Below are 18,641 nucleotides of genomic sequence, written 5' to 3' on the forward strand. Positions count from 1 at the left end.
TTATATATGAACAAAAAGATACGTCTGGTTCACTCCATTCACTTCAAGATACCAATGCTGTTCATTCTCCTCCTGTTGGTATCCCTGCAACTGATCGGGGCTTATTTTATCCGTGAACTGGAAACGAAAATGATCAGCAACTTCGATAGCCAGATGAGCTTGAATGCAGGCTTTCTGGAGAAAACGCTGCAACCGATCCTGATGGCTGATGATACGGAAAAGCTGGAAGAGTCCGTACAGACCATCCTCAGCGATTTTACGGGCGCCAACATCCTGGAAACGCAGGTCATGGATGAACAGGGTTATATTCTCGGAATCAATGACCAAACGTTACAATCCTTGATCGGAACGAAGTCGACTGATCGGGATGTCCAACAAGTCATTCTTCTGGATGCCCCCTCTTCCTATCAATATGTGAAGGAAGACACGAATAGTCGTGTGCTGAAGAACATCAGTCCGATCTATTCGATGGACAATACAGGTACCCTCATCGGCGTGTTGGTGATGGAGTCTAACATCGAATCGGTCTATTCGCAGATGAGCCAGACGGTGAGCATCTTTTTGAATGCATCGGTCGTGGCGATCATTATTACGATTGTGTTGGCTGTTATCATCTCCCGGGGGATCACGCGTCCGATATCCGAAATGCGCCGGCAGACGGCGAATATTGCCGATGGGGATTATTCCGGCAAAGTGACCGTCTATGGAGCGGATGAATTGGGCGAATTGGCCGAAACCATCAATGATCTGTCTTATAAAGTAAAGGACGCCCAGGAAACAACAGAATCGGAGCGTCAAAGGTTGGACAGCGTTCTGCGGCACATGACGGATGGCGTGTTGGCCACCGATCGCCGCGGGAAAATCATCATCATCAACAGCCGTGCGATGGATCTGCTCTCGATTTCACAAGATAAAGCGATCGGACAATCGATCATGAAGGTGCTGAAACTGGGCGAGAAATTCACTTTCCGCCAGTTGTTGGAGACACAGGATGAATTGATCCTGAACATCCCGACAGATGATCAGGACACAATCCTGCGCGGGGAATTTTCTGTCATCCAGCGGGAATCCGGATTCATCAGCGGGTTGGTGTGTGTGCTTTCCGATATTACGGAGCAGGAAAAGGTCGAACAGGAACGCCGCAGCTTCGTTTCGAATGTTTCCCATGAACTGCGGACACCGTTGACGAGCGTGAAAAGTTACACGGAATCACTGATTGACGGTGCCTGGGAAGATGAAGAAATCGCTCCCGAATTCCTGAAGGTCATTTCAACGGAGACAGATCGGATGATCCGGATGATCACCGATCTGCTGAACTTATCCCGGATGGACCAAGGGAAACAAGATCTCAATCGGGAGTTCGTCAGCATCAACGAATTGGTTGCACATATCATCGATCGCTTCGAGATGGTGCTGAAGTCGGAACAGTACCGCAATAAAAAATACACGATCGAACGGGACTTTACGCAGCGCACGCTGTGGGTCGAAATCGATCAGGATAAATTTATCCAGGTGATCGACAATATCATGAACAATGCCATCAAATATTCTCCGGACGGTGGGAAAATCACCTGTAAATTGATGGAGACGCATAACAGTGTCGTCATCAGTATCACCGATGAAGGTTTGGGCATCCCGCGCAAAGATATCGGCCATGTCTTTGACCGATTTTATCGGGTGGACAAGGCCCGCGCGCGTTCGATGGGCGGCACCGGGCTCGGGTTGGCCATTTCAAAAGAGGTTGTTCAATTGCATGGCGGAAAAATCTGGGTGACCAGTGTGGAAAATAAAGGATCGACTTTCTTTATTTCCTTGCCTTACATTCCGATGGATGAGGAGGATGAGTGGGGATGAAACATAAAGAATCACCGATGCTGAGCGCGCTTTTGTACACCTTGGTTGCAATCAGTCTATTCCTTACGGTAAGGATCCTTTCCACTCCGAGTACGGTCGGTTTGAGCCAAAATTCAGCGACCTCGGTCTCTGCCAATCTGACCAATACGAAGAATGTAGAGGACGTCTTTGCACCGATCAGGATGATCGTTCACACGGATAAGCGCATGTATTTGACGCAAATGCCCGAAATCATGCGAAGTGTGAATGAATTGCTGAGTGAAAGTGTGTTTAACGGAATCGAGGGCGTTTCCACCTATACGAAGGAGGAGTATGATGCGCTCATTCTCTCACCGACGCAATTGGAAATCCGTTTTGCCGAAGAGGTGCCGTTGGAGCTGCTTTCGCGGTACTTCACGAATCTACAGGAAGATTATTACGGCGAAAGTATCGGCCGGATCATCTTTAATTCCAAGGAAGAAGATCCCGTCTATCTTTTGAATGATGAAACAAAGCAAGTGTTCACAGTGGCACGTCCGGCTAATCTGCTGCAGTCGTTGGCGGAACTTTACGAGGGCCGAAAGGAAGCCTACGCAGAAGTCGAATCGTATGAAACCGAATTAGCCATCTCCTACCTTCCGAAAGAGGCGATTACGATCCAAAAGTTGGTCTATCTGGTGGAAAAGCCTTCGAACAGCTATTTCATCGATCTTCTTTTCAATGACACAACCGACCTGAAGGATAACGGAAACGATGAATTCGTGAGCTACAGTGATAACATCTCCGAGTTGAGCATCGATAAGGCAACAGGGCAGTTGAGCTATTACCGCAACATTCTGGATGCCGAAGAGCTGCCTGATTATCGCTTGATCCGCGACAGTTTCCATGAAATCAAGATGTTGGATAATTGGACGAATCCTTTTTACTTCTATGGGTTTGATGAGGAAACGGACAATGTTTACTACCGCAGATACGTGAACGGCTATCCGATATTCGGGGAAGTCGATTACGGCTTGACGCGGATCCATATGTCCGGATCATCCATGACGGAACTGCAATTCCTGACGCAAGTCATCCAAACACCATTGACGGATCGCGGAGAGGATGTCGCCCTATTAAGCGGGAAAGATCTTTTGGCTGCGCTGGATGCCGGTGGCTACAGCAGCCAAGAAATTCAGATGATCGCCTTGGGGTATGATTGGACGTTCAGCGAGGAATCCAACCGTCTCGTCAATCTGACTCCGAAATGGTTCATTCAGATCAACGGCGTATGGAAGTCGTTGGACCAATGGATCGGCGGAGCGGAAACGGAGGCGGATGACAGTGGACTTTAGACGCATCAAAATCATTTTTATCATCACCTTCGCAGCCCTGAACATCTATCTGCTCAGCGTGCTGTTGGAAAAAAACGCGACGACATTGAGCTTCGGCAGCGAGAGCACCACGCTGAACATCGAAGAGGCAATGAAGGCCGATGATATCAGTTTCCCGACTTTATCGACCAATCAAGAGAAAATTCCTTTGTTGAAGACGGACAAGAGCCGCATTTTGGAGTCCGATCAGTCAAAATTGGAGAATCAGACGACAGTCTTTGAAGATGGTGTGTTGTTCAGCACCTTGTCCGAGCCGATCCCGCTTGAGATCGATGCGGAAGAATTGGCGATTGTCGACAGGACGCCTATCACTGATTTCATCTTACAGGGCAACGTACTCAACGGAGCTGAGTACAGTTTCCTTACCTATTTGCCGCTCAGGAGACAACTTGTTTACGCGCAAGTCGCAAATAATATCCCCATCGGCGACAGCACGGGCAGCATCATTTTCAACTTAGATCCCGATTATGAAGTCATTTCCTATGAACAGACTTTTGCGGGTGAGGCGGAAGTGCAAGGCAACAGCAGGACCGTGATTTCGCAGAAGCGCGCGGTCGAAGCGCTGTACCTCAACAACCAGATCCCTGCGAATTCAACGGTGCGGGCGGTGCAGTTGACGTATTACCGCACGTTGAGTCTATCGGATATGGATATCTATAGCCCAATGTGGTACATCGAAATCGAAATCGAAAACGCGCCTGTGGAAATCAGACGGGTGGACGCTTTGACCGGCAGCATCATCACGACGTCCAGTGTTTCGCTTCCGTCAGCTGAAGCGCAAATCCAGGCGAAGACAGCCACCAGCAGTGCTTTGTTGCTGGAGGAAGAGGACTCCTCGGAAACAGACAATGCAGTGGATTGAAGCGGAATTTATTTTTCAACGGCACAAACAAAAGGAAGAACCTTGAATTGAGGTTCTTCCTTTTTATATATAGCCAATCTTATCCTATTTTCGAGTGCGTAAATGCATCACCTTCGGCGTTTTCAATATTCCAATCAATTTGAGCATCTAAGCTGATTGTCCAGCTATCCGAGCCTGCCTCTCGGAAATTAGATAAATCTGACCCATTGCGCTCTGCGATGCTCATTCAGGGCCAGATTTCCTAAATTTCTTTCGAGGCAGAGCGGGCTCGGATAGCTTTTCTTACTGCCTTATGTTTGTTAAAATGGGGGTATCAGAAGCGACAAGCTTGATGGAGGGTATCGGAAGGGGAAGGTAACGATGAAACGGATAGGCTCGATTGTGCTGGTTATGTTCTTTTTTTTGATCGGATTTGGCCAGAAGGAAGTACAGGCCCGTTCCTATGAGATTACAAATTATGATGTGTTGGTCGAAATACAGCGGGATGGCAGCGCTTTTTTCACCGAGAGCATCACGTACGATTTTGAAGGGGAATACAATGGGGTGCTGTATGATTTGGATATTTCGGAGGTAGCGGACCCGACAGACGTGAAAGTTTCGATGCAAGGCTATCTGTCGGAAACTTCTTTCCCTTTTGCTTTAAGCGACACGGAGGAACCGGGGACGTTCAAACTGGACAACACCGGCGATTTCCTGAATTTCACCGTCTACAACAAAATGACGGATGAGATTCAGACAGTCAAATACCAATACCGCATTCCCGAAATCATCACGAATTACAACGATATCGCCGAATTCAACCGCAAAGTTATCGGTTCCGCTTGGGAGGATCCATTGAACGATGTGGATGTCACCATTCTGTTGCCGGAAGCGACAGCTGAAGAGGAATTACGCGCTTGGGGCCATGGTGGCGGTGAAAACAGTACCGTGACGCTGGAAGACAACCAAAAAGCCTTGCTTTACGTTCCACAGAATCCGGCCAATCAGTTCGTTGAGGCGCATGTGATCTTCCCGACACGCATTACTGCAGACAATCCGAATGTAGTGAACGAGGATAAATTCGATGAAATCTTGGCGCAGGAAGCCGCCTTGGCCGAAGAAGAAGAACGCAATGCGCTACTTTTCGGCGTCCTCAGTGCTGTTTTTGCCGCGTTCGCGCCGATTTTGCCGATTCTGGTGTTCCTCTGGGTAAGGAGAGCAAGAAAAAGAGAGATACCGCAGGAAATCCATCTGCCGGACCATATCTATGAATTGCCAGAAGACATGACACCGGCCGTCATGAATGGTGCTGTCTTCAGCGGTAATGTGCAGGCTGCCGATATTTCGGCGACTATATTGGATCTTGTGCGCAAAGGCTATCTGACGATTTCACCGGTGCAGATTCCCCAAAAAGGCATCTTTGGGCGGGAAAAAGCGCCGGAAGACTCCTTCCTGCTGACGCAGATCAAGGACACAAAAAATGCTCCGCTCCTGAGCCACGAAAAACAACTTTTGGAGTGGTTCATCAGCGATGTCGGCAATGGGGAAAGCGTCACCCTCGATGATATCGAGAATATCGCCGATAACTCGGCTGAAGCAAAACGATTCAATGAAAATCGGGAAAAATGGCAAGAACGCGTAATGGACGTTGCCACGCCAAAACGTAAAACCTATCGTTCGAAGGATAATAAGAAAGCCGTTGCCTTTGCAGCACTGGCTTTGGTGGCAAATATCTTCCTTGTGATCGCTGTTGTGTTCTTCGGCGCCATGAGCGGCAATTTTACCGCTTGGGCAATCGTTCTCGCCGTTTTGGGTGCGGCTTTCAGCTTCATCCAGCTTATGGCAGTGGCGGTCAAGCCGATCATGACTGCGGAAGGTGAACGGACGAAGCAGGAATGGAACGGCTTCCGCAATATGCTGAAGGACGTGGGTGATTTCCCGATGCGTGAAGTCGGATCCATCGCTTTATGGGATCATTTCTTGGTTTATGCTGTTTCTCTGGGCGTGGCCGACAAAGTCATGAAACAGATGCAGGTCGAATTCCCGGTGAATGAAATCCAGGCTTCCGCATTCGGCAGCTATTATTACATGAACAACGCCATCTTCCTGTCTTCGCTGAACAACAGCATCAACACAGGTGTAACCAAATCGATGCCGACTTCCTCGAACAGCAGCGGCTTCGGCGGCGGTTTCAGCGGTGGTTCATCCGGCGGTTCCGGTGGCGGTTCAGGCGGAGGGGCGTTCTGACGAGCGTCATCCATACTTTCAAAAACATCCTATTCTGAAGCAGAGCAGGGTGTTTTTGTTTCAGATACCGAGTTATATTTCAGCAGGCAATCCTTTGTTTTAAAGATGATGAAAGGCCGAGGTGGGTGCGGAATGAAAGAAAAAGAACGGAATGAATTGCTGTCATTATACGAGGAGATGAAGGCGCTCCGTCAGGCGGTCTATGAGGAAGGCAATGGCCTTTATGCGGAATGGAAGTCGGGTATTTCCCGGACAGCGTTTGAGTTGAGCGCCAAAAACTTGGCCTACTATCTGGCGCTGCGCAGAAGGGATATCCGCCCGTTGCAGAACCGACTGTCGAAATGGGGCTTGTCCTCATTGGGAAGGACGGAATCGAAAGTACTCCAACAACTGGATGCGATTGTGCGCAACTTGGCGCTGATGTCAGGGGCGATCAAGCAGCTGTCCGACTATCCGAAGACGCCCGAGAAATTCCCGGGCCGGAAAAAACTGGCGACCGAGGCGACCGCCTTATTGGGCGATGCGCCGAAGCACCGGACGACCCGGATCATGGTCACCCTTCCGGAGCAGGCCGCAACCGACAAAGACTTCCTCGTCCGCCTGCTGGAGCGTGGCATGGACATCGCCCGTATCAACTGCGCCCATGACGACAGTGCCGTCTGGCTGAAGATGATCGAAAATCTGAAGGAAGCCCAAAAGACTGCCGGCAAGAGTTGCCGCATCTATTTTGATATCGCAGGTCCGAAAATCCGGGTGGATGCCGTCAGCAGTGAAAAGGAGAAGCCACGCCTCAAAGTTGGGGACTTGTTCTTCCTGACGGCGGATGCTTCCTTCAAAGATCTGAAGCACTATCCGGCCATTGTGTTCAGCGAAAGCCTGAACCTCTTTGATGAGCTGAAGGTCGACAGTCCGGTCATTTTGGATGATGGCGTCCTGGAAGGCCGTGTTGTGGAGCAAAAATCGCAAGGCGTCGTCGTGCAGGTAGGGAAGACTGCAAAAGCTAAAGGGATCAGAATAAAGCCGCAGAAAGGGCTCAATTTCCCGGAGTCGACCTTTAGGATGCCGATATTGACGGATAAGGACCGCGAAGACTTATTGGTTGCCGAAATCGAGGCCGATATCCTGGGCTTCTCCTTTGTCCGCGGAAGCAAGGACATCGTGGCCATCCAAAACACATTGGCAGAACAAGTAGGAAGCGAAGCAGCGCTGGCCATCCCACTTGTAATCAAGATCGAAACGGTAGAAGCCGTGAACCATCTGCCGGAGTTGATCGTGGCTGCAGCCAGCAAAAATCCGTTGGCGATCATGATCGCACGTGGAGACCTGGCTGCGGAGGCCGGCTTCTTGAGGCTGTCGGAACTGCAGGAGGAAATACTCTGGATCTGTGAAGCTGCACACATTCCCGTCATCTGGAGCACACAAGTACTCGAGAACATGGTGAAGAATGGCGTGCCGACGCGGGCGGAGATGTCGGATGCGACGATGGCCGGGCAGGCGGAGTGCGTCATGCTGAACAAGGGCGATTTCGTGGAAGAAGGGATCGCCTTGTTGGATGCGATCCTCGTACAGAGCCAGCAGAACAGATCGAAGAAGACCGCCAAACTGCGCGCGCTCAAAATCGCCAAGAAAGCCTGGCGCAAAACCAAGAAATAAGTGAGGATGCATCATGCATTCTCGCTTTTTTTGACTACAGGGGCCAAATTGTTGAATGTTCCTCAGGTATTCGACAATTTCAATCCGAAAATACGTCAAATTGTCGAAAGTTTCTCGACATTCGACTATCTCGGCTCAAACTGGTACCAAATTGTCGAATCTGCCGCACCTATCCGACAAATTTAGCACCGCTTCCCCTCGACTCCTGTTTGTCAATGTCCTTAAATTAAGAATGTTCCCCATGCAGCGCCTGAAGATTAACTTTTCTTAACACTGAGAAAAATTACTGGCATTTTCCAAAAAATAAGTTAAACTTATGGATGTATTGGAGGCGCTAAGTGTGATTGAAACAATAGAAAAAGAGGGCATGCACGTCAGCTATCTGGCGAGCGGCAGTTCCGGCAACTGCACCTACATCGAGACGCCGAAACGGAAAATATTGGTCGACTGCGGGTTGAGCGGCAAGAAGATAGCTGGTCTGATGGAAAAAATTGGCCGGAACCTTGCGGATGTGGATTCGATCCTCGTCACGCATGAACACCGCGATCACGTGCACGGCCTGGGCGTCCTGGCGCGCAAATACCACATGGATCTTTATGCCAACGAAGCGACCTGGAAAGCGATGGACCACATCATCGGCAACGTCAAGACCGAGCAGAAGCACATTTTCGAGATGGGCCAGGTGCTGACTTTGGGCGATGTCGATATCCAAAGCTACGGCGTTTCGCATGATGCGGCCGAGCCGCAGTTCTACTCCTTCCATCATGAAGGCAAACAGATGGTCATGTTGACCGATACCGGCTATGTCAGTGATCGTTTGCGCGGCCTTTTGCGGGATGCGGATGCATACCTGATTGAAAGCAACCATGATCTTGAATTACTGCGCATGGGCGGATACCCATGGTCACTGAAACAGCGTATTTTGGGGGATGAAGGCCATCTTTCCAATGAGGACGGAGCTGCTGCCGTCGCCGAAATGTTGGGCGACCAGACGAAACGCATCTACCTTGGGCATTTGAGCCGGGACAACAACATCAAGACCCTGGCACACCATACTGCCGAAAGCATTTTGATGCAAAAAGGCCTGGGTGTCAATGAAGATTTTTTTGTATATGATACCGATCCGGACGAGCCGACTGAACTTTTCAGAGTGTAGGCGACAGGCGGGATGGCAAGTGCAGGAGGGGCGGATCGAGCGATTCCGCTCCTTTTTGCGTACGCGGATATGATACAATAAGCTTACTGAAGAGCGATTTTCTGAAATATCTCTCACTATCTTCATAATTTATTCAAAATAAGGAACTATACTGAGCCTGTAGAACGATAAGGAGGAATCAATATGGACAGGGACGAAGAAAAGAAAAACAATCCGTTCGAACAAGATGCGCATAATGAAACGGAAACTGAAATTGAATCGACTGCCGCCGACGCTGCAGCTGCTGATCACATTCAAGAAGACTTATCCGAAGAAAAGGAAATAGAGGCAGAATACACTGAAATCGAAGAAACAGCCAGCGAAGAAGAAGAAGAAGAAGAACCGATTGTGGAACCAGCCGCAAGAGCGACGATGAACAAAGAGGAACGGGCGCGCGTATACAACAACGTCAGCGAAACCGAAGAAAGCTCCAGACGTCCGAAAGACCGTAAAAATTCACCGATCAAGAATGGCATTGTCGGCGGGTTGATCGGTGGTGGGATGGTCGCCCTGATCGGTGCGGGCTTGCTTTTTGGCTCGGGTATCCTTGGCAACGGATCCGGAACGGACGATGCCGGAAATCCAGCCATTAACGAAACCGTGAAGGACATCGCTGTCAATGTAACGACCGACACGACTGCCGCTGTGGAAAAGGTGCAGGATGCGGTCGTCTCCATCATCAATATGCAGGCGGGCAATACGAATATGTTCGGTTTTGATTTGCCGCAGAGCTCCTCAGACACCACAAACGGTACTCTGGAAACATCCAGTGAGGGCAGCGGCGTCATCTATAAGATCGAGGGTGACCTGGCCTATATCGTTACCAACAATCACGTCATCGACGGAGCCGACGAACTGGAAATCCTGATGAAGGACGGCACGAAAGAAGTAGCGAGTGTCGTCGGCAGCGATATCTGGACCGACTTGGCTGTCTTGACGATTCCTGCAACGAATGTCACGGCAGTGGCCTCATTCGGGGATTCGGACGCTGTCAATGTGGGTGAACCGGCCATCGCAATCGGCTCTCCACTCGGAACCGAGTTCGCAACCTCGGTCACGCAAGGCATCATTTCAGCCAAAAACCGTTCCGTCTCGACGGATGTGGACAGCGACGGCATCATTGACTGGGATGTGACGGCACTGCAGACGGATGCGGCGATCAACCCGGGCAATTCCGGTGGTGCCCTGATCAACATCGCCGGTCAGGTCATCGGCATCAACTCGATGAAAATATCCGATTCGAATGTTGAGGGAATGGGCTTTGCAATCCCAAGCAACGATGCCTTGACCATCATCAATGAACTGGAACGGAACGGTGAAATCGTCCGTCCGATCCTGGGAGTTTCCATGCTGGATCTTTCCCAGATTTCAGCGTCCCAACAAAGCTCCGTGCTCAAATTGCCAGAAGATGTCACGGAAGGTGTCGTCATTGCAGAAGTCCAAGCCTTATCCGCAGCTGAATTGGGAGGCTTAAAACAATACGACGTCATCACGGAAATGAACGGCGAAGCCATAACGAGCATCGTCGACCTGCGCAAGATCCTGTATGCACTGGAAGTGGGAACCGATGTGGAAATCTCCTATTACCGTGAAGGCACGCTGCAGTCAACGACTGTCACTCTGACGGAAGGACAGACTTCAGCCGAATAAACTGAATAAACAGCAGTATCGAACACCCCGTATGGCGGCTCTTGAGAGCAGTCGTGCGGGGTGTTTTGGATTTGTGGTCTGTAGTTGTTGGTGACAGGGGGCTGGGAAGGGGATTGGATCCGGAAAGATGAATAAGTCGGAGGAATCCATGCTCTTGGGCTGAAATTCGGTCGAAAAGATGAATAAATCCAAGTTATCCATCTTCCAACCAGAAAATAAAGCATAAAAGCGCAGAAATCCACATGGATGTGGATAAATTCTGTGGAAAAAAAGTTTTTGTGTGCAAAACGCGTAAATGCTTATGGGAACAGTGCTTTCTGAAAACGGAAGTTATCCACAGAAAATGGATAAACCTGTGCATAAAATTATGTCTGCATGTGAAATTATGTTTTTAAACGTTGTTAAATGGCGAGTTCAGATCTATAAGATTGCTCAATAGGCGGTGTGCATAACTACGTGTATAGGGAAATAATTCGTTTTAAAGATAATCAAGATGATGTGCCATAAAATAATGCTACCACTAAATAACGGGGGAACGTGTGTACATGTGGATAACTAATGTGGATAAGGTGTGATTTGAGTGTGTGAAGTGGGTACAACAGCAGCTGGAAACTAAAAAATGGGAATCTGAATCCGATTCTGATTATCAAACAAAAAGCAGCACCCCAATAATGGGATGCTGCAGTAAGTTAAGTCAGTTGATTCAAATAGTCGTAACGTTCAAAAACATCCGATTCAGTGATACCCACAAGAACGATGTCTTTATCCACAATATAATCGCCCGAGAAGGATACGTTCAGGTGCTCCCCGCGGTGTTTGCGGAGGCCGATGATGTTGATGTCGTACTTGTTGCGCAGATCCAAATCACCCAGCGTTCTGCCCACCCATTTAGCTGGAGGATAGAATTCAATGATTGAAGTCTGATCATCCAGATTCACCACATCTTCAATGTTTGTGCGCAGGATATTTTTCGCGAGGCGCATGCCGGTTTCTTTCTCAGGCAGGATAACAGTGTCTGCGCCGATCGCTTCCAGAACTTCACGGTAATTCTTGTTTTTTGCTTTGGCGATGATATGCTTGATGCCGAGTTTTTTGCAGTTCATGACGGCCAGCACGCTTGCTTCCAATACGGTACCGGTAGCGATCACGACCACATCGCAGTCGGCGAGGCCAATCGATTCAAGTAAAGCCAAATCGGTTACGTCCCCGATGATGCCTTTTGTGATGAATGGTTCCAGACGGTTCACGTTCTCAGGATCCTTGTCGACAGCGATAACATCCGAATCGAATTCACTCAATGTTTTTGCGATCGTCGATCCGAAAATACCAAGCCCCAAAATTCCAACCAATTTACTCATATGTAGATACGCTCCTCTTTGCTATTATCCGATTAGGATAGTTCCTTTAGAAAATTCAACATCATGGACTTTCTGCGTGCGTCTGACTAGGCTGTCCAACATTGTGATCGGTCCGATACGCCCTGCGAACATCAGTACCATAATCACGGATTGGCTCAATTCCCCTAGAGTAGGGGTAAGATTGGCGCTGACGCCCACCGTCGCAAGCGCAGAGACTGCTTCAAAAAGAATGTAAATGAAATCTACTTCAGGATTCAGGATACTCAATACGCTTGTACCGAGAATCAAAGTTCCCAGCAGCGCCATAAAGATGACGAAAGCCTGACGGACTTGCTGGCGACTGATTGTATGGTTCGCGATATTCACATTGCTCTGTCCGCGCAACTCGTTGTAGAGTGTCAGGAAGATGATTGCGAATGTCGTAGTTTTCAGACCGCCCGCGGTACCCCCTGGAGAACCACCGACAAACATGGTCAACACAAACCAGAAGAGTGTAAAAGGATAAACGGTCGTATAGTCGATTGTCGCGAAACCGGCTGTACGCATGGTGACGGTCTGGAAATAACCGGCCATAAGTTTTTGCGGGAAGGTGAATGTTCCGATTGAGTTCGGGTTATTGTATTCAACCGCAACAAAGAAGACAAGACCAACAAGGATGATAACAAGCGAAACGCTGATAGCAAGGCGGCTATGCAACGACAGGCCACGGAAAAAGACTTTCAGGCTAGGTCTGCATTTTTTGCCAAAATAGCATTTTACGCTTTTCGATACGTCGAACCAGACCGAAAAGCCGATACCGCCCAAAATGATAAGCGAAGTGATGACAAAGTTCACCAATGGGTCATGGACATAATCCACGAGGCTGACATTTCCCATCGGATCGAATCCGGCATTACAAAATGCTGAAATCGCCAAGAACAGGGAAGTAAAAAGACCAAGCGGCCAACCCATTTCCGGCACAAAGCGGATCGAAAGCAAAACGAAACCGGTCAATTCGATGACAGCGGTATATTTCAGGATATCCGAAAGGTATTCCCTGAATCCATGCGCATCACCACGGTTGATCCCTTCCTGTACGGCCAAACGGTTCCGAAGACCAATCCTGCCTTTCAGGCGCGTAATGACGGAAGCGATCAGGGTCATCAATCCCAAGCCCCCGATCTGCATCAGGACCATCCCGACGACCTGTCCGAAGATAGTGTACGAGTCGTATACAGATTCGGTGAACAGGCCGGTCACACAAACCATCGATATAGCAGTGAATAGGTTGTCGAAATAGGTTGCATTCGAAGTGGGTAGCTGACTGATCGGCAGCGTAAGTAAAATCGATCCGGTAAAGATGACAAAGGCAAAGCTCGTTGCGATCTTTTGCGAAACAGACCAACTCGAAAATTTCTTTAACACAATGGTTCCAATTCTCCTCTCAAATAGCATGCGGATAGGATTTGTTACTTCATTATATAACTATCGCATGATTAAGCAACTCAAAAGCATAAATGTATCTTAAATCATTTACGGAAAAAAGCAACTGGTTTTCATTCCTTTTTCAGACAAAAATTGCACTTTCCTTCATATTATAATAAGACTGTACAACCAGTTTGGTTAATAATAAGATAAACAGAAAATCATAGATATATTTCTGTCAAAAAGCCGTTAAAAAAAAGACGGTTGCGAAATCGCACGTGTTCCCATAGGATAGTAGTTGAGAAGAAAAAGGAGCGAAAAGCAATGAACATAAAAATCATTACGGTGGGAAAACTGAAGGAGAAATATCTGAAGGAGGGCATCGCCGAATACACAAAGCGGCTCGGCAGCTACTGCAAGCTGCAGATCATCGAAGTCGGGGACGAAAAAGCGCCCGAAAACCTGGGCGATAAAGAGATGGAATTGATCAAGGACAAAGAAGGCGAAAAGATCCTCGCCAAAATCCCGGAACAGAGCTACGTCTTCGCGATGGCGATCCAGGGCAAACAGTACGATTCGGTGGAATTCGCCAACGAAATCGACAAACTCGGCACCGCTGGAAAAAGCGACATCGTCTTCATCATCGGCGGCTCGCTCGGCCTCAGCCAAGCTGTCCTTTCCCGCGCCAACCAACACATCTCCTTCGGCAAACTGACCTACCCGCACCAACTCATGCGCCTCGTGCTCGTCGAACAGATCTACAGAGCGTTCCGGATTATCCATGGGCATGCTTACCATAAATGAGAGAGTGTGATGATTCGCGTCCAGAAGGTGAGCACTAAGAGGACAATCACTAAATGGCCTGTTCTTGGCCGTGTGGGATTGTCAGCTTAGGCGGAACCGTCTGCGAATCAGAACACGTTTGAGAGGTCATTTTTTTGAGCAGAATGGCGGTATGACGGCATTTTTGAGTGAGCTACAGAAATACCTGGAAAAAGAGAATAGAATCGACAAAGCGGAAAGCCTATGATGACGGGCTTTCCGCTTTGTTTTTGCCTTCCGACTAACTTACGGAACTAATATAAAAATTATTGTGGCACCAGCACATGTCTAAAGCGTTAAAATCATTATTAAATATCTGCAAATATTCTTTAATTATTTTTCGTGGTTGTAGTAATATTAAGGTGTGAGTAAAAGAGTAGAAGAGGATGTGGTCTGAGTGAGTGAGAAGTCCTACGAAATAAGTACTACAACAAAAAACAGCTTGGAAGTTGCACAAGCAAATTATGAAACGGTTGTAAGCGACGCCCTACCCGAAGAACTGGAAGATTCTAAAGATGTAATCCTATCTCAATTGAATTTGAAACCAAAAAAACTTTATATGAGAGCCAGAATGGAGCTGGAGGACAATCCAGAGCTGACGACTGCTGAGCTCAGAGACCTTTTGATAAATGACTTGTTAAAGAACACAAAGAGTAAGCTGTTGAAGATGATTTTAAAACATGCCATCAAGAAAAGCTTAAAGGAGAAAAAACTATGAGTTCAGTACAAGTAGGGGCTATAAAAAAAGCGTTGAGTGTACTTTGGAAGTATAGAGATCCAATAGCAGAAGCAATTCTTTTCTTGGCGGATTTAATTGCCAAGACTGCCAAAAAAGATCATGAGGTAGAACGTGGTGCAAAGAACACCTCAGATTCTTCTATGGGATGAAATCCACGCGATTGTGTGCCTTAAAAGGCTACCATGATAGGATATGGGAAGAAAATAAATTGTAAAGGGGGATTATATGGACAAAGTTGAATATTTAATCAAAACCTTTTCTCGAACAAAACGGAAGGATTATGAAAATTACATCCTGAATGCTGTTTGGCAAAAGATAGATTGTTTGGATCTACGGCCTGTAACACAGCAATATGTGAAAGGCCATGGCAACGAATACTACCTGATCGACTTATATTTCCCCCAGATAAACGTTGGTGTAGAAGTAGATGAAGCTTTTCATAAAAACAATGTCGAATCAGATCTGAAACGTAAACTGACCATCGAAGAGAAACTTTCCTCCATTCGTGAGGAGAGTCTTTTTGAATTGAAGCGTGTGGATGCTACACTACCCTTAAAAGAATTATCGGAGAGGATAGCAATGATTTCATCGGAGGTAAAAGAAAAAGTGGCAGAAAAAAAGATTACACATTGGGATACGGATGTAGCGGTCAAAGACCAAGTAATGGAAAAAGGGTACTTATCGGTTGATGATTTTTACCGTTTTCGTGTGATTACTGACGTAGCAAACCAGTTGTTTTTCAAAAATTATAAAGGATACCAGCAAGCGAGCATCAAAATCACTATTGATGACAAGCCTGCGCATGTTTGGTTCCCAACTATTTCAACAGAAGCAAAAGTAGAGCACAGTCAATGGTTGAACTACTTGAATGAAGATTGGAGCGTCATCAAAGAGGAGAACATCCGCGAAGACGGGAAGATAGTGACAAATGAAGTCGGCGAATTGAGAGCAGTGTTCGCCAGAATGAAAGATAATTTCGGGAAATTCAGTTACAGATTTATCGGGAATTTTGAATTGAAGAGGATTTCTGAAGACAGAAAGTCTTGTGAATATCACAAAGTCAGTGATCGACTGTACATTGATTATGAAAACGAAAAGCTGTCGATGCGAAGGTTTCTGTAAAAATAGATACAGACGATTGAGGGAAGAGAGCCAACACGAAAAAACTGAAGCGTTACACCTGGATCGACTAATATACAAGCGTCATGTTATGGAAAATGAAAAATAGCCGGATGCCAACAGAAAAATGTAATCCCGTATACAGTAAATATTGAAGATATGGTCCGTTAATCGGGCTAATTCAGGTGGAAATTTAACAATTAGAATTGTTCATAATAGAGCTTTCAATAGATTGGAGGTTTGTTAAATATCTTTCATATGATCAACAGCAAACCTATTAGAACGCTAAAAATCATTGGTCATTATGATATAATGAGGGAAGTTTATATTGTTCGAAAAGATAACTTGACATATAATTGGAGGCCAGTCAGTATGAGCAGAGCAGAGCAGAGCAGAGCAGAGCAGAGCAATAATGTAATATTTATAATTATATCGTTTATCAGCAACCGTTTGAGTGTTTCCTCAGACGGCTATTTTGCGTTACCTGGAAATGGGGTGGCGTAATGATAAAAGATAATTTAGATTTTAATCAAAGCGTCAAACCAAACACTGAATTTCTAGAGCAGCTTCTACAAAAATTACCTGAGTTTTTTACTTCAAGTGACAGTGATAAAGAAGCTAAATTTGATATGGAAAAATTCCAAAAAGCACTCAAAGAACAAAACGTTGAGGAATTATCCAGTGGCTATCAATTAGATTTCATTGGTAAAAACTATGCGAAAAAACAATCCGGGGAGCGGCCGACAACTGTTATTGTGCCAGATAATGAACACAATAATAAATTGGAGAATAAAGACAGTAAAAATTTGTTCTTTACTGGTGATAATTTGGAAGTCTTACGGCATTTGCAACAAAACTATGCAAATAGCGTTGATGTCATCTATATTGATCCGCCATACAACACAGGATCAGATGGATTTGTTTATCCAGATAAATTTGAATATTCTGATGACCAACTTAAAGATATGTTCAATCTGAATGATGACGAACTCAGCCGTATGAAATCTATTCAAGGGAAATCAACACATAGCGCATGGTTATCTTTTATGTATCCTCGTATATATTTAGCAAAAAAGGTGCTAAAGGATACAGGAGTAATATTTATTTCAATTGATGATAACGAGCAAGCAAATTTAAAATTATTAATGGATGAAATTTTTGGAGAGGGAAGTTTTATACAAGAAATTGCTTGGAGAAGGACAGATAATCAGCCAAATATTGGGAATGCTGCGAAAGTAAAAGAATATATCTTAGTCTATTCAAAAAATATAATGAATTTGGAATATGGAAGATTACCTCTATCCGAAAGTGCATTGAAAGAATACCGGTATGTAGATACTGATGGAACAAAATTCCGAAGGGGGATTTTACTTGATAAAACTCGGGGTAGACATTCCTATCCAATTACAACAAAATCTGGAAATATTTTGAATGGACCATGGATGGTTACAAAAGAGAAATTTATTGAAATGGACACAAGTGACAAAATATATTGGACTAGTGGGGGGGATGAGCAGCCCTACTCTAAGATTTTTCTAAAGGATAGCAAAGGGGCAATTCCTAATGATTTTTGGGGTATTGAATATGGAACGAACCAGCGAGCAAGTCTTGAGGTTGAACGATTATTTGGTGAACGATTATTTGATTTTCCAAAGCCAGTGAGTTTATTGAAAGCATTGTTAAATTTAGGAACACGCAATGATTCCCTGATCTTAGATTTTTTTGCAGGATCAGCAACAACAGCAGATGCAGTTATGCAACAAAACGCTGAGGATGGGGGAAAACGAAAATATATAATGGTACAGTTACCAGAGTTAACTAAATCAGATTCAACTGCTTACAGATCTAGTTATTTATCTATTGATCGGATTTCCCGTTCACGCATTGAAAAGGCTGCTGAAAAAATAAAAAATGAGAACCCGCTTTTGGTAGATACACAAGATTTTGGTTTTAGACATTTTTATGTTGTCGAACCGAACCAACAAACCATGGATAAACTTGATTTTGATAATGAAATGCAGCTCGATATTTTTGATGATATGATTTCCGCATTCTCAAGTGTAAATCTTGATGTAAAGGGCAATGCAGAGGGACTTGACACAATTTTACAAACATATTTAGTTAGTGACGGATACAAGTTTGATGTTTCAGTGGAAATGCTAGATTTTGCGGGTGTGAAGCTCCCATATGTAAATAATCAACGAATTTACTTGATTACAAATGATTGGACAGCCCAAAATACCAAAGCACTAGTAAATGCAATTGGTAAGAATGAAATCTCCGTTCAAACGATTGTTGTGTATGGTTATACCATTGATATGGAGAGTCTACGAGAACTTGAGATTGCTTTGAATCAATTAGAGAATAAAGTCCATCTTTTGGTTAGATACTAGGAGGAGTGAATCTA

14 protein-coding genes are annotated in these 18,641 nt (G+C 46.1%); 12 read left to right on the forward strand and 2 right to left on the reverse strand.

All coding sequences use genetic code 11. The features are described from left to right. Window positions 1-6 precede the first annotated feature (6 nt). From walK to TES5_RS04555, 7 genes are all read left to right on the forward strand, one after another. Entirely contained in the window at window positions 7-1,854 is a 1,848-nt protein-coding gene (gene walK, locus TES5_RS04520) for a cell wall metabolism sensor histidine kinase WalK (RefSeq protein WP_068560273.1), read from the forward strand. Then, window positions 1,851-3,167 (forward strand): YycH family regulatory protein, encoded by a 1,317-nt coding sequence (locus TES5_RS04525; RefSeq protein ID WP_068560276.1) that lies wholly within the window; start codon window positions 1,851-1,853, stop codon window positions 3,165-3,167. Before walK ends, TES5_RS04525 begins: the two co-directional genes overlap by 4 nt. Next, window positions 3,157-4,068, forward strand: a complete 912-nt coding sequence (locus tag TES5_RS04530; RefSeq protein ID WP_068560279.1) for a two-component system regulatory protein YycI — start codon at window positions 3,157-3,159, stop codon at window positions 4,066-4,068. The genes TES5_RS04525 and TES5_RS04530 overlap by 11 nt, the downstream gene beginning before the upstream one ends. Window positions 4,069-4,428: 360 nt before the next feature. Then, window positions 4,429-6,294: a DUF2207 domain-containing protein gene (locus tag TES5_RS04535; RefSeq protein WP_068560282.1), complete on the forward strand. Its 1,866-nt coding sequence runs from the start codon at window positions 4,429-4,431 to the stop codon at window positions 6,292-6,294. A 132-nt stretch (window positions 6,295-6,426) separates the two neighbouring features. After that, window positions 6,427-7,947 (forward strand): pyruvate kinase, encoded by a 1,521-nt coding sequence (locus TES5_RS04540; protein ID WP_068560286.1) that lies wholly within the window; start codon window positions 6,427-6,429, stop codon window positions 7,945-7,947. Between the two features lie 367 nt (window positions 7,948-8,314). Beyond that, entirely contained in the window at window positions 8,315-9,103 is a 789-nt protein-coding gene (locus TES5_RS04550) for an MBL fold metallo-hydrolase (RefSeq protein WP_178137832.1), read from the forward strand. 411 nt (window positions 9,104-9,514) lie between these two features. After that, the gene (locus TES5_RS04555) at window positions 9,515-10,792 is read left to right on the forward strand and encodes a S1C family serine protease (protein WP_198143293.1); all 1,278 of its coding nucleotides are present in this window, start codon (window positions 9,515-9,517) and stop codon (window positions 10,790-10,792) included. A 689-nt stretch (window positions 10,793-11,481) separates the two neighbouring features. Here the strand turns inward: TES5_RS04555 and TES5_RS04560 are convergent. Next, on the reverse strand, window positions 11,482-12,150 hold the full coding sequence (locus TES5_RS04560; RefSeq protein ID WP_068560295.1) for a potassium channel family protein: 669 nt from the start codon (window positions 12,148-12,150) through the stop codon (window positions 11,482-11,484). 24 nt (window positions 12,151-12,174) lie between these two features. Then, window positions 12,175-13,554, reverse strand: a complete 1,380-nt coding sequence (locus TES5_RS04565) for a TrkH family potassium uptake protein (protein WP_232309286.1) — start codon at window positions 13,552-13,554, stop codon at window positions 12,175-12,177. A 324-nt stretch (window positions 13,555-13,878) separates the two neighbouring features. On the opposite strand from TES5_RS04565, the gene rlmH reads away from it, so the two are divergent. From rlmH to TES5_RS04590, 5 genes are all read left to right on the forward strand, one after another. Further along, window positions 13,879-14,358 carry a 23S rRNA (pseudouridine(1915)-N(3))-methyltransferase RlmH gene (gene rlmH, locus TES5_RS04570; protein WP_068560297.1) on the forward strand — a complete coding sequence of 160 codons (480 nt, stop codon included), beginning with the start codon at window positions 13,879-13,881 and terminating at the stop codon, window positions 14,356-14,358. A gap of 415 nt (window positions 14,359-14,773) precedes the next feature. Then, a complete protein-coding gene (locus TES5_RS04575; protein WP_068560300.1) occupies window positions 14,774-15,094 on the forward strand; it encodes a hypothetical protein in 321 nt (106 codons plus the stop codon). Further along, on the forward strand, window positions 15,091-15,264 hold the full coding sequence (locus tag TES5_RS15135; protein ID WP_157080385.1) for a hypothetical protein: 174 nt from the start codon (window positions 15,091-15,093) through the stop codon (window positions 15,262-15,264). The genes TES5_RS04575 and TES5_RS15135 overlap by 4 nt, the downstream gene beginning before the upstream one ends. Before the next feature lie 76 nt (window positions 15,265-15,340). Then, a complete protein-coding gene (locus TES5_RS04580) occupies window positions 15,341-16,237 on the forward strand; it encodes an AbaSI family restriction endonuclease (RefSeq protein ID WP_068560303.1) in 897 nt (298 codons plus the stop codon). Between the two features lie 500 nt (window positions 16,238-16,737). Further along, complete coding sequence (locus TES5_RS04590; protein WP_068560307.1) at window positions 16,738-18,627, forward strand: site-specific DNA-methyltransferase; 1,890 nt, start codon at window positions 16,738-16,740, stop codon at window positions 18,625-18,627. Window positions 18,628-18,641: the final 14 nt, after the last annotated feature.

This window comes from Trichococcus sp. ES5 (assembly GCF_900067165.1).
Lineage (GTDB): Bacteria > Bacillota > Bacilli > Lactobacillales > Aerococcaceae > Trichococcus > Trichococcus flocculiformis.